Raw genomic sequence first — 23,803 nt, 5'->3', positions numbered from 1 at the left:
TGGTGTAACGGATCGTGTGAGTTTATGTTAACGGGTAGCCATATTGACCCAAAGTCAGGGAATACCACCGGTGCGTGATCTTAAAATCCCCGAGCAAAGACATCCTGAAAAAGCCCATCGTCAGGACAATGCCCAGCCAAAAAAACCCAGCTGGATTCGCGTAAAAGCGCCTGGCGGCAAGGGCTATGCCGACACGCACAAAATCATGCGTGACAACAACCTTGTGACCGTCTGCGAAGAGGCAGGTTGTCCCAATGTTGGCGAGTGCTGGAGCCAGGGTCATGCAACGATGATGATCATGGGCGAGATTTGCACGCGCGGATGCACCTTCTGCAACATCGCCACAGGCCGCCCCGATGCATTGGACGCTTTCGAACCGGGGCGTGTTGCGCATGCGGTGGAAAAACTGGGTTTGAACCACGTCGTTATTACGTCGGTTGACCGGGATGACCTGCAGGATGGCGGGGCCGAGCATTTCGCCCAAACCATTCGCGCGGTCCGGCACCGGTCTCCAAAAACGACCATTGAAATTCTGACGCCCGACTTTCTGAAATGCGACCCTGAAGTACTTGAAACGGTTGTCGAGGCCAAGCCGGACGTTTTCAACCACAATCTGGAAACGGTTCCCGGCCTGTATCTCGAGGTTCGCCCGGGCGCGCGTTACTTCCATTCCCTGCGCCTGTTGCAGCGGGTCAAGGAACTGGACCCGTCGATCTTTACCAAATCCGGCATCATGGTAGGACTGGGCGAGAATGAGCAGCAGGTCAGACAGGTTATGGACGACATGCGGGCGGCTGATATCGATTTCCTGACCATTGGTCAGTATCTGCAGCCGACACCCAAGCACCACGGTGTGGATCGTTTTGTAACGCCCGAAGAATTCGCCGCCTACGAAAAGGCGGCCTACGGCAAGGGATTCCTGATGGTATCCGCGACACCACTAACGCGATCCTCGTATCACGCTGGCGATGACTTTGCCCGCCTTCGTGATGCGCGTCAGAAAAAACTGGGTCAGGCATGACGCCAGAGGTGCATGCACAGCTGACTGCGCTGAGGCATGAATTGCACCAACATCCGGAGATTTCCGGAGAAGAGCAAAACACCGCGGCACGAATTGCGGAACTGCTCCGGCAGTTCTCTCCGGATGACCTGTTGACCGGTATCGGTGGACACGGGGTCGCTGCGATTTTTGACAGCGGGGTAAAGGGGCCTGATGTTGCTGTCCGATGTGAGCTGGACGGGTTGCCGATTCAGGAAGTGTCGGATGCTCCATATGCTTCGTTGATTTCCGGCAAAGGGCATCTTTGCGGGCATGACGGGCACATGGCTATGGTTCTGGGGGTGGCCGAGGAGTTGTCCAAAAACCGCCCAAAGCGTGGCCGGGTCATTCTGATTTTCCAGCCCGCCGAAGAAACCGGCAAAGGGGCGCAGTCATTTCGGGCCGATCCGGCATTTGGTCAGATCGCGCCGGATGTTGTCTTTTCTTTGCACAATCTGCCAGGTCTTCCGTTGGGAACGGTTGAACTGTGTCGTGGCCCTGCAAACTGCGCGTCGCGCGGAATGCGCATCGTTCTGACGGGAAAGACATCGCATGCCGCTGCACCGCAGGACGGTCTTTCCCCGGGTGCGGCCATGGCACGCCTTATGCCCGCGCTTGCAGGTCTGGGGCAGGGCGGAGCTTTGGATGCCGAGTTTGCACTGACGACGTTAACGCACGCGAATCTGGGTGAGCCGACATTCGGCGTCGCACCCGGACACGGAGAGCTTTGGGTCACGCTGCGCACGGTTTCGGACGCGCGTATGGCGAAACTCATCGAGGACGCCGAAGCCTTGGTCCGGCAAGAGTCCGCGGCCGAAGGTTTGTCAGCGGAGGTTTCATACGATGATGTGTTCGAAGCTTGTACCAATCACAGCGAAGCGGTCGATTATCTGACACGGGCCTGCCAGTCGGCGGGCATTCCGACACGTCTGAGCGATGCGCCGCAAAAATTCTCCGAGGATTTCGGACAATTTGGCAAAAGCGCGAAATCGGCCATGTTCTGGTTGGGTGCCGGTACGGATCATCCTCAGTTGCACAACCCTGACTACGACTTTCCCGATCAGTTGATTCCAACCGGCACCGGCATATTTTTGGCTGCAATTCGTGACGTCTGCGGGTGATCAGGCGATTTCGCTGACGATCCGATCAGTCCCCGGTAAACCTGACTTTTCCGATAAACGGCAGGTTCCTGTTTCGCTGTGCGTAGTCGATTCCATATCCGACAACAAACTCGTCGGGAATCTCGAACCCAATCCAATCTGACCGGAAATCGACTTCGCGGCGGCTTGGCTTGTCCAGCAGTGCGATGGATTTCAACCGCTTCGGCATACGGCTTTGCAGCAGATGGGTGACGTGGTTCAGCGTATGGCCGGTATCCACGATATCCTCGACAACCAGAACGTCGCGCCCTTCAATTGCGCCTCGCAAGTCTTTGAGGATACGCACTTCACGGCTGCTTTCCATAGAGTCCCCGTAAGATGAGGCTTCCAGAAAGTCCACTTCGATCGGCAAATCCAGTTCGCGCACCAGATCGGCGATGAAAACGAAACTGCCGCGCAACAAGCCGACGACAACCAGCTTGTCTGTATCGCCGAATTCCTCGGTGATCTTGCGGCACAGTTCCTCAATTCGGGCAGCAATCGCCTTGGCCGAGATCATCTCATCAATCACATATGCGCGGTCGCTCATCGCTGCCCCCTTGATCTTTGGCGCGCAACATACGACATGACGCGCCATTGTCATCTAGCAAATACCAGACCTCATGCCTATCCACTCGGAAACACGCCACCTGCCTTTTACCGCACAACAGATGTACGATCTGGTCGCGGACGTGGCCAAGTACCCTCAGTTTCTGCCGTGGTGCGCTGCGGCGCGCATTCGCAGGACTTTCGAGGTTGGCGAGGCAGAGGTTATGGAAGCCGACCTTGTGATCTCGTTCAAAGTTTTCAGGGAACGGTTCGGCAGCCGCGTGACGTTGTTTGCCAAAGACAAGAAGATCGATACGGAATACCTGGACGGACCATTCAAATACATGAAATCCGACTGGCATTTTGAAGAAGCGCCCGATGGCGGCTGCAACATCTCGTTTCATGTGGATTTTGAGTTCAAAAACGCCGTCCTTCAGGGAATTATCGGGGTTGTCTTCAACGAGGCCATGCACAGGATCGTACGCGCTTTCGAACAGCGGGCTTTGGAACTCTACGGCTGAGACTTTACCCGCCGGGATGGCGCGCTAAACTGCGCCCATGACCAATCTGACCACTGCCCTTTCCGAGTTTGCGACTGGCCCCATCTCAACCAGTTCCCAGGCGCGTATCGTCACATCCCTTTCGGCGCTGGACTGGCTGGCCGTGGGCCGGGCAGGGGCGGACGAGCCTGTTTCGAGAATCGTTCGCGACATGGTTCTGGACGAGAAAGGGGCCGAACAAGCGAAACTCTTTGGTGGCGCCGCCGCCCCACTTCGCGGAGCGGCTTTGGTCAACGGTACGATTTCGCATGCGCTTGACTATGACGACACCCATTTCGCTCATATCGGGCATCCGTCGGTTGCGGTGCTTCCGGCTGCCTTGGCAATGGCTGCCTGGCGCGATCATATGCTTGTGGACCTTCTCGAAGCCGCACTTGTGGGTATGGAGCTTTCGATCCGAATTGGTCTCTGGCTGGGACGCAGCCATTATCAGGCAGGCTTGCACCAGACAGCAACGGCGGGTGCATTCGGTGCGGCAGCTGCTGCTGGACGGTTGGCCGGTCTGAATGCCACCCAGATGCGGAAGGTTTTGGGGTTAACCGCTACACGGGCATCGGGGCTCAAGGCGCAGTTCGGCACGATGGGCAAACCCTACAATGCCGGTATCGCCGCCGCTTCGGGTATTGAGGCCGTGCTTCTGGTTCAGCGCGGCTTTGAGCCGAACGAGTATGCGCTCGAAGGTGAATTCGGCTTTGGTGCCACACATCATGGCGCCATGGATGACAGTGCCGCTTTGGAAGGGCTGGGGGCTGAATGGCTGTTTGAAACGGTCAGTCATAAATTTCACGCCTGCTGCCACGGATTGCATGCGGCATTGGAAGCAGCACTTGATCTGGACATCGCCGAGCCCGAAGTGCAGGAAATTAAAATCCGAACACATCCGCGCTGGATGAGCGTATGCAACGAACCGGCGCCATCCACCGGGTTGGGTGCCAAGTTCTCATACCGAACTGTCATCGCCATGCAGGCTTTGGGTCATGATACGGCGCGACTGGACAGTTATTCCGATATTGTGTGCGCCGATCCTCGTTTGATTTCGTTGCGCAATCGAATTTCTGTCGAAGCAGATCCGGATCTGTCGGAAACTCAGGCGCATCTATCCCTTCTGCGCCGCGACGGGATTCGGCGCGAAGCTTTTCATGACTTGTTGCAGCCTCAATCCCTTGCTGAACGAGAGCGCCGGGTTAGGGACAAGGCCGAAAAGCTCATCGGTGCCAGCAATGCGGACGAAATCTGGTCAATGTTGCGCACGGGCGGCCGGGCCTCTGATCTGGCCGAATACCTTAGTGCCGGTTGAAACAGTGTGTTCGCGCTGCGCGCGATACCTCCGGCAGGAGGAAATGGGGCCTGATGAAGAACGGGTCCCTTTTTCATCTGGCTGAAAATACTCCGGGCAGGTCGCCTGTGGCGCCGGGGGCAGAGCCCTTTTGAGATTGAAGCCAAAAAAAGCGGGTCCCCAAGAGACCCGCTTTGGCCCTTTCGGGCACTGAGCTGGCTGAGGTGGGCTCAGCTGCTCATGTCATAGGCGCGCTCTCCGTGTACCGAAAGGTCGAGCCCATTTGTTTCCGTCTCGGCATCTACGCGAAGCGGAGTGATCAGTGCAACCGCCTTGACCAGTGCAATTGTAATAACTGACGTAAAGACACCCACGATCACCAGCCCACCCAACTGCGCGGTCCAGCTTCCCAGGCCAAAGGCGGCAATCATAATGGTGCCGAAAATACCGCCAACACCGTGAACCGCAAAGACGTCCAGCGTATCGTCGATCTTGAGAACGTTGCGAACAACGTTGACCGCTTCCTGACACAGGACACCGGCGACGGCTCCGATGATCAGTGCCTGTACAGGATCGACGTAACCCGAGGCCGGAGTGATCGAGGCCAATCCGGCGATCGTACCGGTAACCAGACCGACCAAGGAGGCCTTACCGTATTTAATCCGCTCCCAAAGCGCCCAGGTCAGAGAGGCGGTAGCTGCGGATATATGTGTGACGGTCATCGCCATTGCGGCACCACCATCGGCAGCCAGCTGTGAACCGCCGTTGAAACCGAACCAACCGACCCACAGCATCGCGGCGCCTATCATGACAAAACCGGGGTTGTGCGGCGGCGTTGTACGATTGCGCCTCGGTCCCAAAAATACGGCAATGATCAGTGCAGCCAGACCGGCGGTTTCGTGCACCACGATGCCACCAGCAAAATCCCGGACACCGATTTCGCCCAGAATCCCACCATCTGTCAGGATGCCGCCACCCCAGATCCAGTGGACCACAGGTGCATAGCACAACAGCATCCACAGGCCGGAAAAGATCACGACAAAGCCGAAACCGACACGCTCGACATAGGCTCCGACGATGAGTGCCGGAGTGATGATGGCGAATGTCATCTGAAAGGCAAAGAACAAAACCTCGGGCAGGGTGCCCGACAGGCTGTCGGCGTCTACACCGTTCAGGAATGCCTTGCCCATTCCGCCCCACAGCCCCGATGTACCTTCGCCAAATGCGATGGAGTATCCAGCAATCAACCACAGAATGCTCATCAGACAGGCGATGGTGAAACAGTGCATGAAGACGCTCAGCACATTTCGCGCACGCACAAGGCCGCCATAAAAAAGGGCAAGGCCGGGAAGTGTCATGAAAAGGACCAGTGCCGTTGCGACGATGATCCAGGCTGTATCGGCTCCGTTCATGGGCCGCTCTCCTTTTTCCGCTTCTGATGAGCCGATCCGCTTAATTTCATTGCGGATCGATGCTGAGTGAGTGGTGGTGGAGAGTGTTGAAGCGAACGATGGGTGCGGGAAAAAGAGGCAACCCGCTATTTTTTCGCCAGTTTCCGCGCCCTTTTTGCAAGTGGCGCTTAATTTCGCAGCTAAAAGGGCGGTGTGCCTTATTTTTGTGCGGTGCGTGAAAGCGCTTGAGCCAGCAAACCAAGCGCGTGATCCCGCGCGGCAATGCGTACTGCGTCCCGACCTAGCGCGCCGAACTCGACTGTTTCAGTACGTGTCGGGTGATCGCTAGCTGCGAGGCCGAAACAGACGCGCCCCTCGGGTTTGAACTCTGATCCGCCGGGGCCGGCGATGCCAGTGATCGAAACAGCCAGTTGCGCATGCGAGTGTTTGATCGCGCCTTCGGCCATTTCAAGGGCCACCTGTTCGGATACCGCGCCATGGGTCTCCAATGTCTTCCGGCGCACACCCAGCATGTCCTGCTTGGCGCCGTTCGTGTAGGTCACGAAACCCCGGTCGACCACGGCAGAGCTTCCGGGAATGTCCGTCAGCGCGGCGACAACCATGCCACCGGTGCAGCTTTCTGCTGTTGCGATCATAACGTTCTGAGATTTGGCGCGTTCAAGCAGTTCGGCAACAGTCACAGGCCCAGAACCCCGTGTGAGATACCCGCCAGAATTACCACACCGATGGCGGCGAATACACCAGCGATCACATCGTCCAGCATGACGCCCAGCGGATCACCGCGTCGGTCGGCCCAACCTACAGGACCCGGTTTGGTGATGTCGAACAGCCGAAACAGGATGAAACCTGATACCCAACCCGGCCAAAGTGCTGTAATTTCGATCCCATGGGCCCAGGCGGGATAGGAAATGGCCCAAAGGGCGATGAACTGGCCTGCAACCTCATCGATCACAATTTCGGACGGGTCGTGATCAGTTTGTCCGGCTGTCATGATCCGGGTGGCCCAAAGGCCTCCGATGAAAACGACGCATGTCGCCAGTACAAGCAGGGGAAAGCCGCCAAGTTCATGCAATACCCAGACCATCGGCAAGGCCGCCAGCGATCCCCATGTCCCCGGTGCCGGACGTAAAAAGCCGACCCCGCAGACCGTTCCAATCAGCCGAGCAGCGTTCATGTCTTCACCAGACAGGCCGTGGCCAGCGAAGCAATGCCTTCGCTGCGGCCAGTAAAACCGAGACGTTCGGAAGTGGTTGCCTTTACAGAGACCTGATCAGCTCGCAATTGCATGATTTTGGCCATTTCTTCGCACATTTTCTGGGAGTGTGGGCCGATCTTTGGATACTCGCAAACCAGCGTGCAGTCGATGTTCGAGATCCGATATCCCATCTGCGCCGCCAGTTCGACCGCGTGGCGTAAAAATATCTCGCTGGCCGCGCCTTTCCATTGCGGGTCCGATGGGGGGAAGTGCTGTCCGATATCCCCCTGCGCCAATGCGCCATAGATCGCATCTGTTATAGCGTGCATTCCGACATCAGCGTCCGAATGACCCTGAAGGCCCCGGTCGTGCGGTACTTTTACGCCGCACAGGATCACATGATCACCGTCGCCAAACCGGTGTACGTCATAGCCGTTACCCAGCCTTACATCCATGTCCGTTCCCAATATCCGTTCCGCCCGAGTGAAATCTTCGGGTCGGGTTATTTTCAAGTTGTCTGCATCGCCGGGCACGATTGCGACATCAAGCCCCGCAGCGCGGGCGATTTCGACATCATCCGCCGCGCCGCCCGGATGTGCGGCATGGGCCTTTGTAATGACATCGTAATGGAACCCCTGGGGCGTTTGTGCAGCAAAAAGCCCGCTTCGGTCCTGTGTGCCGGTGACCTGCGACCCTTCTCCCGTCCACAATGCATCGGTGACGGGTATCCCCGGCGCGGCGCAAGAGTTGGTGTCAAGCGCCGCCAAAACGTCCCGGATAATCCGGCCGGAGACACAGGGGCGCGCAACATCGTGTATGAGCACTTTTGTTACTTTCCGATCATTCAGCGCCTGTAGCCCATTGAAAACGGATCCGGCGCGATTGTCGCCACCTGATGCAAGAATCACGTCTGTATCGCTAAACTCCGCCCAAGCAGAATCGTCGTGGGGCGAGAGAACCAGCACGATGAGATCGACCACGTCCCGGAACTTGTCGAGCGTCCAGTCCGCGACCCGTCGGCCCGCAAGAGGGCGCCATTGTTTGGGTACGCCGCCTCCGGCGCGCTGCCCCCGTCCGGCGGCGACAATAATGGCGGCGGTTGTCATAGGCCAAGCTCTCCTGCTGATGGTCCTTGTTTAGGGGGCGGTGAAAGCAGAGGCAATCACCCGCGTAAACTTGCCTAAAAAATAGGCGATCGCCAATTTTGCGGGCTTGTGACCCGCCGTTTTGTTGTTCATATGCGGCAAATTCGATATCAAACCCGCAACTGCTCAAGGATTAGGCACTTTGAAACTGCGTCTCGCCGACAAGGATCTGAACCCGCCCGTTTTGCTGGCACCCATGGCTGGAATCACCGACCGTCCCTTCCGCGATCTGGTGATGCGCTTTGGTGCGGGCATGGTTGTCAGTGAAATGGTGGCCAGTCAGGAGATGGTTCAGGCCAAACCCGGAGTGCGTGAGCGGGCAGAGTTGTCGGCTGATGTTGAAAACACGGCAGTGCAACTGGCAGGGCGTGAAGCGCATTGGATGGCGGAAGCCGCTCGTCAGGTAGCGGATCGTGGTGCCCGGGTCATCGATATCAATATGGGGTGCCCGGCCAAAAAGGTCACGAATGGGTACTCGGGCTCGGCCCTGCTGAAAACGCCTGACCATGCTTTGACCCTGATCGAGGCAGTCGTTAACGCTGTGGACATTCCGGTGACGCTGAAAACGCGTCTGGGATGGGACGATAGCCTGCTGAACGCACCCGAGGTTGCGCGCCGGGCGCAGGACGCGGGTATTCGCATGGTAACGATCCACGGCCGAACGCGATGCCAGTTTTACAAAGGTCGCGCCGACTGGCGGGCAATCAGGGCAGTGAAAAAGACTGTTTCAATACCGGTCATCGCGAACGGTGACATTACTGACACCCAAAGTGCGCGAACGGCGCTGGATCACTCTGGTTCGGATGGGGTCATGGTGGGGCGCGGCGCGCAAGGCAAACCCTGGCTGTTGGCGCAGATATGCCATGATTTGTACGGTGCCGGTGCACCACAAATTCCGCAAGGCCCGGATTTAATCGAGATGGTGCGTGAACACTATCAGGCGATGCTGGAGTTTTACGGCCCGGACCTTGGCTTGCGCGTCGCCCGTAAGCACTTGGGTTGGTACATGGATGGCGCGCAAACGCCAGCGCCATTGCGCCGCGTGGTTCTGACCTCGCGTGATTCCGGCGAGGTGATGCGCTTGCTGGGCGATGCGCTGGCTCCGGATGTAGGGCAGGCCGCATGACCTCGGATCAGGATATCTGGGCCTCACTACCGGTTCCGGCGTTCATCATTGATGCCGAAGATCGCATTGCGGATGTGAACTCTGCGGGTGAGGGGTTTCTGAATGCCTCGCGCAAGTCCGTTGTTGGGCATCCGGTCTGGGATCAGATTGCTGTGGATGCGCCGCTGGAGGAGGCCTTTCTGCGCGCCAGAGAACATGGGACCCCTTTGTTCGTCAATGATGTCGACGTTGGCTCAGGTAACCGTGCGCCGCTGCAATGTGCGCTGCAAATCGCACCGCTGGCCGGGCATCCCGGTGTAATGATCATGATCATTTCCCCGCGCGAACTGGCAGGGCGCATGACGCAAAGCCACACCGTCAAATCTGCTGCGCAATCGGCTATCGGCATGGCCGAAATGCTGGCGCATGAGATCAAGAATCCCTTGGCGGGGATCACCGGGGCGGCGCAGTTGCTTAGCATGAATATACCGCCGCAAGACCTTGAACTGACAGACCTTATTGTCGAAGAAAGTCGCCGGATCGTTAAGCTTCTGGAACAGGTCGAGCAATTCGGAAACCTGTGCGAGCCGGATTTCAAACCCGTCAATATTCACGATGTTCTGGACCGTGCGCGTCGCTCGGCTTTGCTGGGGTTTGGTGCGCATATGACAATTGTCGAGGATTACGATCCGTCGCTGCCGCTGGCCTTCGGCGATCCGGATCAGTTGTTACAGGTGGTGCTGAATCTGCTCAGAAACGCGTCCGAGGCCGCCGGAACCGATGGCGGCACGATCAGGTTGCGCACCTACTTTGAACATTCGTTCCGCCTGCGTCGCAGTGACGGAACCGGGCATTCGCTGCCTTTGCAGATAGAGATTTTGGATGACGGGCCGGGACTGCCGGAAGATATCCGCGGTGACATTTTCGATCCGTTCGTATCCGGACGGGAGAATGGCACAGGGCTGGGTCTGGCCTTGGTCAGCAAGATCGTTTCGGACCACAACGGCTGGATTTCGGTGGATTCGGTGCCCGGGCGCACCGTGTTCCGCCTGTCGCTACGTCGCGCGCCGCTGGAAAGACTGGATAAGGAGAACACCTGATGGATGGCACAGTTCTGGTTGCAGACGATGATCGTACGATCCGTACCGTACTGACACAGGCGTTGACCCGCGCAGGGTGCAAGGTACACGCCACATCCTCACTTACCACGCTGATGCGCTGGGTGGGTGAGGGCAAGGGGGATGTGGTGATCTCGGACGTGGTCATGCCAGACGGCAACGGCTTGGAGATGCTGCCCAAGATTGCGGAGGATCGCCCCGGGCTACCGGTTATCGTCATATCTGCCCAGAACACCATTATGACGGCGATTCAGGCGGCCGAGGCCGAGGCCTATGACTATCTGCCCAAACCGTTCGACCTGCCGGATCTGATGAAACGCACAGCGCGGGCGTTGGAGCAAAAACTGCGCGCGCAACCCGAGCCAGCAGAAGAACGCAGCGAGCGCCCCGAAGAATTGCCTCTGGTCGGTCGTACCCCGGTCATGCAGGCGCTTTATCGGTTGGTGGCGCGGGTCATGAATACCGATCTGTCCGTCATGATTTCGGGCGAAAGCGGCACCGGCAAGTCCCTGATTGCACGCGCTATCCACGACTTTTCCGACCGACGCACCTTGCCTTTCGTGACAGCCACCGCCACTGACCTGAGGGAATTGGAGGGCCCCGCGCGGATCATGGCGCGGGTACGAGGCGGGACTCTATTGATTGATGAGATCGGCGATATCGACGAGGAAATGCAGGCGCGGATTGTGCGCATGATGGATGCGCCCGGCGATCATGTCCCCCGTTTCATGGCGACAAGCCAATCGGATCTGACCGAAGCAATGGAGGATGGTCGGGTCAGGCAGGACCTGTACTACCGTTTGTGCGGCGCCACGATCCACGTGCCGGCCTTGCGTGAAAGAGTGGACGATATCCCCTTGCTGGCAGAACACTTTTTGGTTCGTGAAGAACGCGATGCTGGCACCATACGGCGGCTCAGCGCCGAAGCAGTCGAATTGATGCGCCGGTATTCGTGGCCCGGAAATGTACGGCAACTGGAAAATGCCATTCGCCGCCTGAGCCTTACCAGCCGCGCAGACGAAATCAGCCGGGCCGAGGTTGAGGCCGTGTTGGGCAGCCAACCCGAAGCCGAACCGATTCTGGGCGGTGGCGAACGCGAGAAATTATCTGCGTCTGTTGCGCGCCATCTGAGGCGATATTTCGATCTGCATGGCAACATTCTACCGCCGCCGGGGCTGTATCAGAGGATTTTGCGCGAAGTTGAGGCGCCCCTGATTGAAATTGCACTTGAGGCAACTGCCGGAAATCAGGCGAAATGTGCCGAGTTGCTCGGGATCAACAGAAATACGTTGCGCAAAAAAGTGACCGATCTCGATATTCAGGTGACACGCCGACGCAAACTGATGTAATATCGCCACACAAACCGTGGCATCCGGGTTCGCACCCGGCAAGGACCACGATATATGGCGGTACGTCGCTGCGGCGACACATCAGGATGAGGGCAGACGGTGGCAACCCGGGCACAGAACGGGCCGATCCTATCGATCAATCGGTGGCGCAAGTCCCGAAGGCTGAGGAATTTCGGCACCTTAGGGCTTGTTGTTCTTGGGCCGATTTTAACTCTGGCAACTTATCTGATCATCGGTCCTTTCGATCTGGGTGCGACGGCTCCGACACTCAGGCTGATTCTCCTTGCAGATCTGGTTTATGTGCTGGTTGTTGCGGCGCTTGTACTCAGCCAGTTGGCAAGTCTGGTCGCCGCGCGACGGGCAAAATCGGCTGGTTCGAGGCTGCATTTGCGCCTGATTGGCGCATTTACGCTGTTGGCGCTGGTTCCGACGGTGACGGTCGCGATCTTCGCTGGACTGACGGTGAACATCGGCCTCGAAGGGTGGTTTTCGGATCGTGTAAGGCAGGTCGTTGGTTCTTCGCTGACCGCGGCTGAAGCTTATGAACATGAGCACCGCCAAGGGCTGATGCAGGATGCAACGGTTCTGGCGCGCTTTTTGGACAATGCGCGGTCATTGAATTTTTACATCACGGATGCGGAACTGCGCGAAGTTCTGGCACAGGGACAGGGGCAGATTCAGCGCGGCCTGAGAGAGGCATATGTTATCGATGGCAGCGGTGAGATTCAGTCTCGTGGCGACCGGTCCTACTTGTTCAACTTTGAGCGTCCCACGCCACAACAGATCGTGGACGCCGAAGACGCCGGTATTCTGATCATTGACGACTGGGCGAACAGTGAATTTCGCGCTCTGGTACCGCTTAGGGCGTATTTGGACCGCTATCTGTATGTCAGCCGTGAAGTCGACGGAGAGCTTCTGACGCTGCTGGATGATACCAAGGAAACCGCTCAGTTCTATCAGCAGCTGGAAAGTGAACGGGGCAGGGTGCTGTTCGAGTTCGGCCTGCTATATCTGGGTTTTGCGGTCATTCTGATCCTGGCTGCCGTGTCGCTGGCGATGTGGTTTGCCGAGCGTCTGTCCCGTCCAGTCGGGCGTCTGACGACAGCGGCGCAGCGTGTTGGCGCGGGTGATCTGGATGTTCAGGTCATCGAAGAAGCCAGTGACGACGAGATCGCGATGCTGGGCCGCTATTTCAACCAGATGACCCGACAACTCAAAGGTCAAAGGGACACGCTGCTGGAAAATACGCGCCAGATCGAGCGACGCCGCCGTCTTTTTGATTCAGTGCTGAGTTCGGTAACTTCGGGCGTCGTCGGCGTCGATCCCGATGGGTGCGTCACGTTTGTGAACCGCTCGGCCGAGCGCCTGCTAGACTGGTCGGGAGGAGAGCAAAATCTGGCGCTTGGGATTGCCGTGCCCGAATTCCTGCCCCTGTTCGACAGCCTGATGGGAAGCAATCAGGAGGCCGTGCAGGGCGAGGTTAAAGTAACGCGCAAAGGGCAGCTGGAGAATCTGTTGGTGCGTATGGCCACACGTCGTGGCGAGGACGGCGGCCTTGAGGGGTACGTGGTGGCCTTCGACGACGTGACCGACCTTGTCAGTGCACAGCGCATGGCGGCATGGGGGGATGTCGCACGGCGTATTGCGCATGAGATCAAGAACCCGCTTACGCCTATCCAGCTGAGCGCAGAGAGGATCAAGCGCAAGTTTGCCAAGAAACTGGATGAGGCGGATTGCGATAGCCTTGAGTCGATGACGGATGTCATCGTGCGCCAGACGAATGATCTGCGCCGCATCGTTGACGAATTTTCCAAGTTCGCACGGATGCCCGAACCCGACCGTCATGAAGAAGATGTTGTCGAGTTGGTGCGCGAGGCCGTGTTGTTGCAGCAGGCCGGTCAGCCTGATGTTCAGATTGACGCATATCTGCCCGATCAGCCGATGCTGGGCGATCTGGATGCCACGATGCTGAATCAGGCGCTGACCAATCTTATCAAGAATGCTGGTGAAGCAATTGAAACACTAAAGAAAAAAGGGGCGCCGGAAAATCTGAAGCCCCGGATCGAAGTGCGGGTAATGGAAGAATCCGGTGATACGCTGATCACCATTGCAGATAACGGGGTCGGACTGCCGGAAGATCGTGCCCGGCTGTTTGAACCTTATGTCACCACACGCGACGAGGGCACCGGACTTGGGTTGCCGATTGTGAAGAAGATTATCGAAGAACATGGCGGTGCGTTGACGTTGGAGGACGCACCGGTATTTGACGGACAGATCCATTTTGGCGCAATGGCCGTGATCCGTTTGCCGGGGGTTAATTCGACCGCCGCTGAAGCGCCAGCAAAGCAGGCAATTAAAACCAAAATGAAAGCAGGCCCAACATGAGCGACATTCTGATCGTAGATGACGAGCGCGATATTCGTGAACTGGTGTCCGACATTCTTAAGGACGAAGGCTTTTCCACCCGGCTGGCCGGAAATTCCGACGATTGCATGGCCGCAATCAACGCCGAGCCGCCGGGATTGTTGATTCTGGACATCTGGCTGAAGGACAGCCGGATGGATGGCATCGATATTCTAAAGGCCGTCAAACGCGACAATCCGGACGTTCCGGTCGTTATCATTTCTGGTCACGGCAATATCGAGATCGCCGTGGCAGCCATCAAGCAGGGCGCCTACGACTTTATCGAAAAGCCGTTCAACATTGACCAGCTGATGGTTGTTATCAGGCGCGCGATGGAAACCTCGCGCCTGCGCCGCGAGAACGCCGCGCTCAAGCGCAAAGAGGTCAGCAGCTCGGACATGATCGGAAAATCTGCATCCTTCCGTGCGATGCAGGGCCAGTTGGACAAGGTCACCAAATCCAATGGCCGCGTCATGCTGCGCGGCCCCGCCGGATCGGGCAAGGAAATTGCGGCGCGTTACATCCACGCCCATTCCAACAGGGCCAATGCGCCCTTTGTTACTGTCAACTGTGCGGGTGTCGAGCCAGAGCGAATGGAAGAGGTTCTGTTCGGCAGGGAAACTACAGAACGGGGCGTCGAACCCGGCCTTTTGGAAGAGGCGCACGGCGGCATCGTCTTTTTTGACGAAGTTGCGGACATGCCGCTTGGAACGCAGTCCAAAATCCTGCGGGTGCTGGTGGACCAGCAGTTCCAAAGGGTTGGTGGCACGGACAAGGTCAGGGTGGACCTGCGCGTCATTTCTTCGACGAACAAGGATCTTGATGCTGAAATTGCAGCCGAGCGGTTCCGCGAGGAGCTGTATCATCGTTTGAACGTTGTTCCGATCCCGATCCCCTCTCTGGAGGAGCGGCGTGAAGACATTCCGGTTCTGGCTCAGCACTTCATTGAAATGCACAACGAAGCTCAGGGGCTGCCAGTGCGGGAATTGTCGGAGGAGGCGGTGGCACTTCTTCAGACCATGGCCTGGCCCGGCAACGTGCGTCAGTTGAAGAACCTGGTCGAACGCGTTCTGATCCTTGGTGAAAGTACGGGTCCCATTGAGGCCCGCGAATTGCCGAACGAAGAGGACAAAGCCGAAGAGGATGGCCGCGTTGTCCTGTCCGGTGCGCTGGCGACCCTGCCGTTGCGCGAAGCGCGGGAAGCCTTTGAGCGCGAATACCTGCTGACTCAGATCAATCGCTTTGGGGGCAACATCAGTCGAACCGCCAGTTTCGTCGGCATGGAGCGCAGCGCGCTGCATCGCAAGCTTAAGTCGCTGGGTGTTGTGACATCAAACAAATCTGGCGCACGTGTTGCGCATGTCGACGAGCATGAGCCGGCGGAATAATCCGCCGGACATCACCCCGCCTGTCCGGGGGTGACGATCTGGAATGAGCCATCGTCGAACTTCCTGAAACAGGACGCCCCACTCAGTGGCGGCAGGGTGGTGGTTCGGGCTGGTGCCACTTGTGCCTTCACGCTTTGTTTGCACGGTGGCAGTGTTACCGAGCGATAGCCTTTGCCGGCCATGCATTGTGCCTCAATCTGGTTGCGAAGGCTCTGATTTACATCGACTGAATAAATTCGCCCGGGTTGCCACCAGCCAGGTGTCGTATAGCAGCGCCCCTGACTGTCGCAACGCCTCGTCCCCGGCCAATAGACCGGTGCGGATTGGCGGATCTGGTTCGCCACCGGGGCCTCTTTCAAGGCCTTTACCTGGCAGGCAGTCGTTTCGGTTTGCATGCGCGAAACTGTTTGCCCCTCGCGGTAATAGAGGGAAAGCGAGCCGCAGGATGACAGCAAAACAACGGGCAGAATAAGACGAAGTATTGTTTTCATACAGTTATCTTGCCTCAGGCGGTTGGCCATGACAAATCAATTGACCGTCCTTAGGGCATCTGTCATTCAAAACTCTCAGGCAGAAGGGCCAGAAGCATGAAGGTCATCATTTGCGGCGCCGGTCAGGTTGGCTGGCAGATCGCGCGGCACCTGTCGGGTGAGCTGAACGACGTCACTGTGGTCGACAACAATCCGGACCTGGTGCGCCGGGCGACCGAGACTCTGGACGTTCAGGGGATTGCAGGTTTTGCCAGTTACCCGGATGTTCTGGATCGGGCAGGGGCGCGTGACGCGGATATGATCATCGCCGCGACCCATTCTGACGAAGTGAACATGGTTACCTGCCAAATGGCGCATTCGGTCTTTTCGATTCAGCGCAAGATTGCGCGTCTGCGTTCAAAGTCATACCTCGAAGCCATTCACTCGGACCTGTATCGACGCGACCATCTTCCGATTGATGTGGTGATCAGCCCCGAGCGCGAGGTGGCCGCCGCTGCGATGCGTCGCCTATCCGCCCCGTCTGCATTTGACACTGAGATTTTCATGGACGGGAAGGCGCAATTGCTTGGCATCCGCGTCGATGAGGAATGCCCTATCGTCAACACGCCCCTCAGGCAGTTGACGGACCTGTTTTCGACCCTCAGTTCCATCGTGGTAGGTGTGCGCCGCGAGGGGTCTCTGTTTGCCCCGGAACCGGATGATCAGTTGTTTGTCGGCGACGAATGCTACGTGTTCACCAACGTCAAAGATGTCGACCGAACCATGGAAGTATTCGGAAAGGCGCAAAAAAAGCAGGATCGGGTAGTCATCGTTGGTGGCGGCAATGTCGGTCTTGAAGTGGCAAAGACGCTGGAGGAACGCGAAAGCCGCGTGCGCGCCAAGGTCATCGAGCGCGACCGAGGATGCGCGGAAGTGGCCGCCGAAGCGTTGGAACGCACGATTGTGCTGAACGGTGACGGTCTGGATTCCGCGTTGCTGAGCGAAGCGGGGATTGAGCGGGCGGATGCAATGCTGGCGGTCACGGACGATGATCGCACCAACATGCTGGCGGCTGTACGGGCCAAGGCGGACGGTTGTGCGCTGGCGATTGCGCTGATTAATGATCCCAGCATGGTTGCTCTGATGGGGCCGCTGGGCATTGACGCCTATATCAATCCACGCGCCACGACTGTGAGTTCGATTTTACGGCACATCCGCCACGGTCGCGTGCGTCAGGTCTATTCCATTGGTGACGCCGAGGCCGAGGTTATCGAGGCCGAGGTTCTTTCCACCTCTCCCATGGCTGGTCAGAAACTGCGGGACATCGACTTTCCCGAGGGCGTATTGGTCGGCGCGGTTCGCAAGGGTGACGAGGTGGTTCGCCCCACCGGTAGCCTACGCATTGACGAAAAGGATGTGGTTGCGATCTTTGCGATGGCCGATGACGTTCCCGAGGTCGAGCGCTTGATGCAGGTTTCGATCGACTTTTTCTGATGAAACACACGCGGCAACAGGACCTTAGTGTATTCCGGCGGTTGCCGCTGTTTCTGTTGATTTGGGGGATCGTTTCCGTATCGATGTGGATTCCCGCCATCTACGCGCTGGCATTGGACGATCATCCGACATCACGCTCGTTTTTCTATTCCGGACTTTTGGGTCTGATTATCATGACGATGATCGCTTTGGCGTCCATGAACCGGCAACCAAAGCGGGGCACACTTGGCCAATTGGCGGTATTGCTGGGCGTGTTTTTGGCCTTGCCCTTGTTTCTGGCTATCCCGTTGCATGACGCGCTTGGAACCACGACATTTATTAATGCATATTTCGAAATGGTCAGTGCCCTGACCACCACAGGCGCCGACTTGTTCAACGATCCCGCGCGGCTGTCTTCGCCTTTGCATTTGTGGCGAGCTCAGGTCGGTTGGATGGGCGGTCTTTTGATGTGGGTTGCGGCCTCGGCCATTCTTGCCCCTCTGTCACTGGGTGGTTTCGAGGTAACTGCTCAGGGCGTACCCGGTCGGCCAGTTTCGGGCGTTGCTCAGAGCGAGAGGGTAGATCCGAGGGGGCGTTTGCTGCGGGTAACGCGAACTCTGGCGCCGGTTTATGTCGGGCTGACTGTCGTCATTTGGATCTTGCTTTTGATCGCCGGTGAGGAAGGGTTGACCGCCATTTGCCACGCGATGTCGGTCATGGCCACTTCGGGAATCTCGCCAGTTGGCGGGTTGGAGGGGTCGTCCGCAGGTTTCACGGGTGAGGCAATTCTGTTCCTGTTTTTGTTCTTTGCTTTGTCCCGTCTGACCTTCTCGGCGGACACCGCAACCAGGGGGTATTCGCGGCTGGACAAAGACCCCGAATTTCGCATTGGCCTGATGATCGTTCTGGTCGTTGCTATAATTCTGTCGTTCAGGATTTTGTTTGCAGCCAGCGAAATTGGTGTCGACCCCCAGCCGGAACAGGCGCTTTCCGTTTTCTGGGGTATGTTGTTGACCGCAATGTCCTTTCTGACAACAACAGGTTTCGAAAGCGCGCACTGGAATGATGCACAGCAATTGTCAGGCCTTGGTACGCCGGGGCTGATCCTGATGGGTCTGGCGCTGATAGGCGGTGGCGTTGCCACCACTGCGGGCGGGGTCAAGCTTTTGCGGGTCTTTGCGCTATACCTGAACGGCGCACGTGAGATCGGACGCCTTATCCATCCGTCATCAGTTGGTGGCTCTGGCGGGCACCGACGCATTCAGAAAAACGGCGCGTTTATCGCGTGGATATTTTTCATGTTGTTTGCCCTGTCGCTGGCGCTGTTCAACATTGTTTTGTCTGCTCAGGGTGTCGGATTCGAACAGGCGATGGTGCTGAGTGTTGCAAGCCTCAGTACCACAGGACCGCTGATCGAACTTGCAACAGACGTCCCAATCCGGCTGGCCGACCTCGGTGCCAGCACAAAACTGACACTGTGCGCAGCGATGGTAATCGGGCGTCTTGAAACCCTTGCAATCATCGCTTTGGCAACGCCTGCGTTGTGGCGGGGCTAGGACACCGGAAACAACAGCTTTCATCCATCTGTTTTTTCATCTGGAATATCTTGGCGCGCCACTCCATACTTGTCAGGAGGGAGCGCGTTGGTCCGCAGCGCGTAGCAAGAACAACGGCGAGATTATAAAAATATGGCTTCGGACAGACAGAATCTTCAGGACGCATTCCTGAACAATGTACGGAAAGCAAAAGTCCCGGTCACGATATTCCTGATCAACGGCGTGAAATTGCAGGGTGTAATCACTTGGTTCGACAATTTCTGTGTATTGTTGCGCCGCGACGGACAGTCGCAGCTGGTCTATAAGCACGCGATTTCAACCATCATGCCGTCACAGCCGATCAACCTGTATGAGGGCGAAGACGCCTCTTGATGGAACATGACAGGGTGCGCACCCGCGCCTGGGTGCTGCATCCCGAAATCAAGTCAGACGATACGCGCCGTGTTCCCGAACCAGCGCTGGAGGAAGCCGTCGCACTTGCGGCGGCGCTGCCCGATCTGGATGTGATCGGTTCCGAGATTGTGCGGTTGCAACGCGCGCAGCCGGGACATTTGTTTGGCACAGGAAAAATCGAGGAACTGCGAGAGAAGTTCCATGACAACAAGGTTGAACTGGTTCTGATTGACGGACCGGTTTCTCCGGTTCAGCAGCGCAATCTGGAAAAGGCATGGCAGGTCAAAATTCTTGACCGCACGGGATTGATCCTCGAGATTTTTTCGGATCGCGCCCGCACGCGCGAGGGTGTGTTGCAGGTTGAGATGGCCGCGCTCAGCTATCAGCGTACGCGGCTGGTTCGGGCTTGGACGCACCTGGAACGTCAAAGGGGCGGGTTGGGGTTCGTCGGCGGTCCCGGTGAAACCCAGATTGAGGCGGACCGTCGCGCGATCGACGAGCAGCTTGTGCGCCTCAGGCGACAACTGCAAAAGGTCGTCAAGACGCGGACGCTGCATCGCGCGGCGCGGGCCAAAATCCCATATCCGATTGTTGCGCTGGTCGGTTACACCAATGCCGGTAAATCCACGCTGTTCAATCGCCTGACCGGGGCAGAGGTCATGGCAAAAGACATGCTTTTTGCCACGCTGGACCCGACAATGCGGCGTGTTGAGTTGCCCGATGGACCCGAAGTGATCCTGTCTGACACGGTGGGGTTTATCTCGAACCTGCCGACGGAACTGGTGGCAGCGTTTCGCGCGACACTGGAAGAGGTTCTGGGGGCCGACCTCATCGTTCACGTCAGAGATATCAGTCACGAGGAAACCGAAGCGCAGGCTCAGGATGTCGAGGCTATCCTGACCTCATTGGGGGTAGGTGAAGATCGCGCCCGCCTTGAGGTATGGAACAAGACCGATTTGCTGGCGCCTGAAGAGCGCGAGGCCGCGCTGGCCCGCGCTGATCGCGATCCGTCGATCTTTGCGATTTCGGCAATCACCGGTGACGGCGTTGACCCCTTGTTGGCGGAAATTGCGGCCCAACTGCAGGGTGCCCGTCACGAAGCCACCTTGAATCTGGGGTTCGCCGAAGGGAACAAGCGGGCTTGGCTGTATCGTCAGGATGTCGTGCGATCCGAAGCCCAAACCGAAGACGGGTTCGAAATCACCGTTCGTTGGACCAACAAGCAGGAAGCGCAATATTACGCGCTTTAGCCTCAGCGACCTTCGATCTGGCGCTGGTATTCCTCAGCATCGTACCAATTTTGCGCAGATAGAATTTTGTTATCTGCGCCAAACTCCCAATCTTCCCAGCCGCGGCTCACAATGTGATTGTTCGTTTCGAAATGATGGCCCTCTAGGGTCCACACAAAAATTGCATGGTTGCCAGCCCATCGCAACATATCGCACCGAAGCTCAAGATCGGGAATTTCGGCATGAACGTCCCGCACCATTTTCGCTATGGCGGCACGCCCCTCCAGCGGGACACCACGGTTGACGGATACGCTTCCGTTCAACTCAAAAAACTCAGAGACGATCTCTCCGTTCCCCGTACTCCACGCGATTGCGTAGTCGCGCGCCAGATTGTTAAGAGTATCTCGAACGCTCCCCATCTGTACCCCCAATTTGGTGCGCCGTTCCCGGAAAGGTACGCGAAAATCGGGCGGAAGGTCCACGCCGTGCCGCAAAAGGGGCGGGGATTTGCCTAAATGGGCGAAAGCAGTAGACCTGTATCAGCGGGGAACCAGATGGGTCGTTCCCACGGCAGCCGCCCTTGCGAGATTTGCATCCAGCGACATGGGCAGATACTCGCCGCGCCGCCAGAGTTGCGCCTGATCGTCATAATAACGGGAAAGGAAATGCCCGGATTGGCCGGTAGCGGTGATAAACACCGAACTGTCGGGATCGGCAAAGTCATAAACGCCGCGGTAACCTGCACCATGCACATTCTGGAACGGGTCCGGCCCTTCACCTGATGTACGCCCGCGAAGCAGGGTGTTGTCGCCGCCGCTGGTCGATTGCCGGATATTCACAAAGTACCGAAGCAGCGGCACAGAACCCAGAACCGGATGGTCATGCGTGGCCTGATGCGCATCGCCCCAGCGAAGCGACTCCAGCGCACTTCCGTATCTTTCGGTAATCCAGATCAGTGCATCGTCCAGTGCAAGCCGGGCCATGTCCGTACAAGTTTCCTGCGGGGCGCTTTGAATGACATCGCACCAGACCGAAGCACCATCAATATCCCGGTAGACCCGTTCGATGAACAGCGGTTCGACATGCTTGTATTCACTGGCAAGCGGCCCCAGCTCGTCCACAATCAGTCGGTTTTGCAATGCCCGAAGCCACGCTGCGTAGATCAGTGGTTCCGGCAAATGCTCGTTCATTTCGCCGTTCCACTCGGCCAAAAGCGCCAATGCAATCTGCCGTTGACGTTCGGGGGTACCTTCCGGTGCGGATTCCCCGGTAAACCATAAATCTGCCCCCACCAATGGCAGCAGGGAGCGGGCGGTGAAGCTGACCGTATCCAATTGAGCTTCGATAAAGCTGTCACGGGTGTGAACTTCGCGCGATTGCATCAGTTTTTCCCACCGCTCAACGCGCTGGGTATCGCCCCAATGAAACGAGACATGATCGGGAAATGGGCGATCGACGATCTTGTTGTTGGTATTGCCCAAAAGCCCTCCCACTGGCGCTACGAACTCGGGGTTTTTGGAATAAGGCAGGCGACCCTGCCACAGATTCTCCTGCAACCAGCCGGGGCTGGGGATGCGGCCCTTGCTTTGATGGCGAGGGTTTCTGCTGGGCATCGCGCCGATCAGCTTCATCCCGATGGTTGTCTTGTCCACGAGGGACAGATTTTGAGATGGCGCCAGAAAACCTTCGGCTCCGCGAATGGCCTGACGAACATTGTCCGCGTTCATCAGGGCCATAGCCGCAGTCATGGATGTGTCCTTTGGGCTGAGTGCAGTCCATGACAGTGAAGCGACGTGGCCGGGTGGCGTTATGGTTTCAAGATTATAGTGGCTGCCGGGCAGAACCGGCCCGTTTTCGGTCCAACGCAGGGTCAGCGTGATTGGCGGCGCATCCTTGATCTCAATGATCGATGGGCGGGACCTGAATTTTTTGAAACCATCCGGAGACAGATATTCTTCGGGGTTATCCGGATTCAACTGTTCGATATGAACGTCCTGATCGTCGAGATAGGATGAGGTCACGCCCCAGCCCAACCGATCACTGCGCCCGGTCAGGATCACCGGAATACCAGGAATTGACGCGCCGATAACGCCACCCTTGTCCAATTCAAGCCGCGCCAGATACCAAGTGCCGGGGGCGGTGAAACCCAAGTGCGGGTCATTTGCCAGCAGCGTGCCACCGCTTGCAGAACGTGACGGCGCAGCTGACCATGCGTTAGAGGCACCGGCCAGACCGCGTTGAGGGAAGGGTGCAATTGGGCTGTCCGCGGCAGGAGTGCCTTGGGCAAAGCGAGGCAAATTTGGAAACAGAGCTGAGTATTCCGGAAGGGCGGCAATACCGGCTCCGGGTACATCGGGCAGAACATCGGCCAGACGGGCAGGGTTGTCCAGCATCAGCGATGTACGCGCGCGCAGAACCTCCTCCTGAAGATGCCCGGATAGCTGAAGCCCCATCAGCTTGATTATCGCGATGCTGTCCGCAGGCTGCCACGGGGCGACCGGCGCATTGAACAGAAACATTTCAGGGGCACCGCGTCCCAGTGCTTTTTCATTGATTTCAGTCAGCCTGGCATTGACGCCCGCCGCGTACCCTTCAAGCGCGGCAAGCGTGTAATCATCCTGAACTTCTGTTGATTGCCGGGCCAGACCGTACAGATCCAGACGACGCAACAGCTTGTCGACAGAAACGGTGCGGGTTCCGAACACTTCAGACAAACGCCCCTGAACCGTGCGCCGCATTACCGTCATTTGCCAAAGACGGTCCTGCGCGTGGGCATACCCCAACCCGAAAAAGACATCCGGATCGGATTCACCAAAAATATGGGGCACATTAGCGTTGTCCCGAACGACTTCGACCGGCGCGGATATCCCCTCGACCTGGAGGGTCTGGTTGTACTCGGGCAGGGATTGGCCAGCGAGGAAATAGATCAGCACAATAGCGGCGACAACCAGTGCGACCAGACCTGCAGCTAACCGCACAAGCCAGCGAAAGATAAGACCCATCT

At 57.6% G+C, this 23,803-nt stretch carries 21 protein-coding genes; 13 read left to right on the top strand and 8 right to left on the bottom strand.

The window, feature by feature from the left end; all coding sequences use genetic code 11:
- The first annotated feature begins 70 nt into the window (after window positions 1-70).
- Entirely contained in the window at window positions 71-1,021 is a 951-nt protein-coding gene (lipA, locus tag ACR0NW_RS01270) for a lipoyl synthase (protein WP_170650175.1), read from the top strand.
- Window positions 1,018-2,160 carry an amidohydrolase gene (locus ACR0NW_RS01265; protein WP_480449320.1) on the top strand — a complete coding sequence of 381 codons (1,143 nt, stop codon included), beginning with the start codon at window positions 1,018-1,020 and terminating at the stop codon, window positions 2,158-2,160. The genes lipA and ACR0NW_RS01265 overlap by 4 nt, the downstream gene beginning before the upstream one ends.
- 25 nt (window positions 2,161-2,185) lie before the next feature.
- Here ACR0NW_RS01265 and hpt read toward each other — a convergent pair whose 3' ends face one another.
- The gene (gene hpt / locus ACR0NW_RS01260) at window positions 2,186-2,728 is read right to left on the bottom strand and encodes a hypoxanthine phosphoribosyltransferase (protein WP_480449322.1); all 543 of its coding nucleotides are present in this window, start codon (window positions 2,726-2,728) and stop codon (window positions 2,186-2,188) included.
- A gap of 73 nt (window positions 2,729-2,801) precedes the next feature.
- Between hpt and ACR0NW_RS01255 the strand changes: the two genes are divergently transcribed.
- Together ACR0NW_RS01255 and ACR0NW_RS01250 are read left to right on the top strand one after the other, a co-directional pair.
- On the top strand, window positions 2,802-3,248 hold the full coding sequence (locus tag ACR0NW_RS01255; protein ID WP_170650167.1) for a type II toxin-antitoxin system RatA family toxin: 447 nt from the start codon (window positions 2,802-2,804) through the stop codon (window positions 3,246-3,248).
- Between the two features lie 37 nt (window positions 3,249-3,285).
- On the top strand, window positions 3,286-4,584 hold the full coding sequence (locus ACR0NW_RS01250) for an MmgE/PrpD family protein (protein WP_480449324.1): 1,299 nt from the start codon (window positions 3,286-3,288) through the stop codon (window positions 4,582-4,584).
- Between the two features lie 209 nt (window positions 4,585-4,793).
- Here the strand turns inward: ACR0NW_RS01250 and ACR0NW_RS01245 are convergent, their stop codons facing one another.
- The 4 genes from ACR0NW_RS01245 to ACR0NW_RS01230 all read right to left on the bottom strand — a co-directional run bounded on the left by ACR0NW_RS01245 (window position 4,794) and on the right by ACR0NW_RS01230 (window position 8,276).
- Complete coding sequence (locus tag ACR0NW_RS01245) at window positions 4,794-5,975, bottom strand: ammonium transporter (RefSeq protein ID WP_480449325.1); 1,182 nt, start codon at window positions 5,973-5,975, stop codon at window positions 4,794-4,796.
- Between the two features lie 197 nt (window positions 5,976-6,172).
- On the bottom strand, window positions 6,173-6,655 hold the full coding sequence (locus tag ACR0NW_RS01240) for a CinA family protein (protein WP_480449327.1): 483 nt from the start codon (window positions 6,653-6,655) through the stop codon (window positions 6,173-6,175).
- On the bottom strand, window positions 6,652-7,149 hold the full coding sequence (locus tag ACR0NW_RS01235) for a phosphatidylglycerophosphatase A family protein (protein ID WP_480449329.1): 498 nt from the start codon (window positions 7,147-7,149) through the stop codon (window positions 6,652-6,654). The genes ACR0NW_RS01240 and ACR0NW_RS01235 overlap by 4 nt, the downstream gene beginning before the upstream one ends.
- Window positions 7,146-8,276 carry a bifunctional 2-C-methyl-D-erythritol 4-phosphate cytidylyltransferase/2-C-methyl-D-erythritol 2,4-cyclodiphosphate synthase gene (locus ACR0NW_RS01230; RefSeq protein ID WP_480449331.1) on the bottom strand — a complete coding sequence of 377 codons (1,131 nt, stop codon included), beginning with the start codon at window positions 8,274-8,276 and terminating at the stop codon, window positions 7,146-7,148. Before ACR0NW_RS01230 ends, ACR0NW_RS01235 begins: the two co-directional genes overlap by 4 nt.
- A gap of 181 nt (window positions 8,277-8,457) precedes the next feature.
- Between ACR0NW_RS01230 and dusB the strand changes: the two genes are divergently transcribed.
- The 5 genes from dusB to ntrX all read left to right on the top strand — a co-directional run bounded on the left by dusB (window position 8,458) and on the right by ntrX (window position 15,678).
- Window positions 8,458-9,441 (top strand): tRNA dihydrouridine synthase DusB, encoded by a 984-nt coding sequence (gene dusB / locus ACR0NW_RS01225; protein ID WP_480449333.1) that lies wholly within the window; start codon window positions 8,458-8,460, stop codon window positions 9,439-9,441.
- On the top strand, window positions 9,438-10,520 hold the full coding sequence (locus ACR0NW_RS01220) for a two-component system sensor histidine kinase NtrB (protein ID WP_480791497.1): 1,083 nt from the start codon (window positions 9,438-9,440) through the stop codon (window positions 10,518-10,520). The genes dusB and ACR0NW_RS01220 overlap by 4 nt, the downstream gene beginning before the upstream one ends.
- Complete coding sequence (locus tag ACR0NW_RS01215; RefSeq protein WP_480449337.1) at window positions 10,520-11,887, top strand: response regulator; 1,368 nt, start codon at window positions 10,520-10,522, stop codon at window positions 11,885-11,887. The genes ACR0NW_RS01220 and ACR0NW_RS01215 overlap by 1 nt, the downstream gene beginning before the upstream one ends.
- A gap of 99 nt (window positions 11,888-11,986) precedes the next feature.
- Window positions 11,987-14,272 (top strand): sensor histidine kinase NtrY-like, encoded by a 2,286-nt coding sequence (locus ACR0NW_RS01210; protein WP_480449339.1) that lies wholly within the window; start codon window positions 11,987-11,989, stop codon window positions 14,270-14,272.
- Entirely contained in the window at window positions 14,269-15,678 is a 1,410-nt protein-coding gene (ntrX, locus tag ACR0NW_RS01205) for a nitrogen assimilation response regulator NtrX (RefSeq protein ID WP_170650147.1), read from the top strand. The genes ACR0NW_RS01210 and ntrX overlap by 4 nt, the downstream gene beginning before the upstream one ends.
- Window positions 15,679-15,689: 11 nt before the next feature.
- Here the strand turns inward: ntrX and ACR0NW_RS01200 are convergent, their stop codons facing one another.
- Window positions 15,690-16,169 (bottom strand): hypothetical protein, encoded by a 480-nt coding sequence (locus ACR0NW_RS01200; protein WP_480449341.1) that lies wholly within the window; start codon window positions 16,167-16,169, stop codon window positions 15,690-15,692.
- Window positions 16,170-16,265: 96 nt separating this feature from the next.
- Here ACR0NW_RS01200 and trkA point away from each other — a divergent pair, with 96 nt between their 5' ends.
- The 4 genes from trkA to hflX all read left to right on the top strand — a co-directional run bounded on the left by trkA (window position 16,266) and on the right by hflX (window position 20,820).
- Complete coding sequence (gene trkA / locus ACR0NW_RS01195; RefSeq protein ID WP_170650143.1) at window positions 16,266-17,642, top strand: Trk system potassium transporter TrkA; 1,377 nt, start codon at window positions 16,266-16,268, stop codon at window positions 17,640-17,642.
- Entirely contained in the window at window positions 17,642-19,177 is a 1,536-nt protein-coding gene (locus ACR0NW_RS01190; protein WP_480449343.1) for a TrkH family potassium uptake protein, read from the top strand. Before trkA ends, ACR0NW_RS01190 begins: the two co-directional genes overlap by 1 nt.
- Before the next feature lie 132 nt (window positions 19,178-19,309).
- Window positions 19,310-19,549 carry an RNA chaperone Hfq gene (gene hfq, locus ACR0NW_RS01185; protein ID WP_005982826.1) on the top strand — a complete coding sequence of 80 codons (240 nt, stop codon included), beginning with the start codon at window positions 19,310-19,312 and terminating at the stop codon, window positions 19,547-19,549.
- Window positions 19,549-20,820, top strand: a complete 1,272-nt coding sequence (hflX, locus tag ACR0NW_RS01180; protein ID WP_480449345.1) for a GTPase HflX — start codon at window positions 19,549-19,551, stop codon at window positions 20,818-20,820. The genes hfq and hflX overlap by 1 nt, the downstream gene beginning before the upstream one ends.
- A gap of 2 nt (window positions 20,821-20,822) precedes the next feature.
- Here hflX and ACR0NW_RS01175 read toward each other — a convergent pair whose 3' ends face one another.
- Window positions 20,823-21,281 (bottom strand): nuclear transport factor 2 family protein, encoded by a 459-nt coding sequence (locus ACR0NW_RS01175; RefSeq protein ID WP_480449347.1) that lies wholly within the window; start codon window positions 21,279-21,281, stop codon window positions 20,823-20,825.
- A gap of 57 nt (window positions 21,282-21,338) precedes the next feature.
- Window positions 21,339-23,801: a penicillin acylase family protein gene (locus ACR0NW_RS01170; RefSeq protein ID WP_480449349.1), complete on the bottom strand. Its 2,463-nt coding sequence runs from the start codon at window positions 23,799-23,801 to the stop codon at window positions 21,339-21,341.
- Window positions 23,802-23,803 lie beyond the last annotated feature (2 nt).

The organism is Ruegeria sp. CF5 (genome assembly GCF_056537325.1).
Note: the sequence above shows the minus strand (reverse complement) of the source record. Positions and strands in the feature narration are given on the sequence as shown.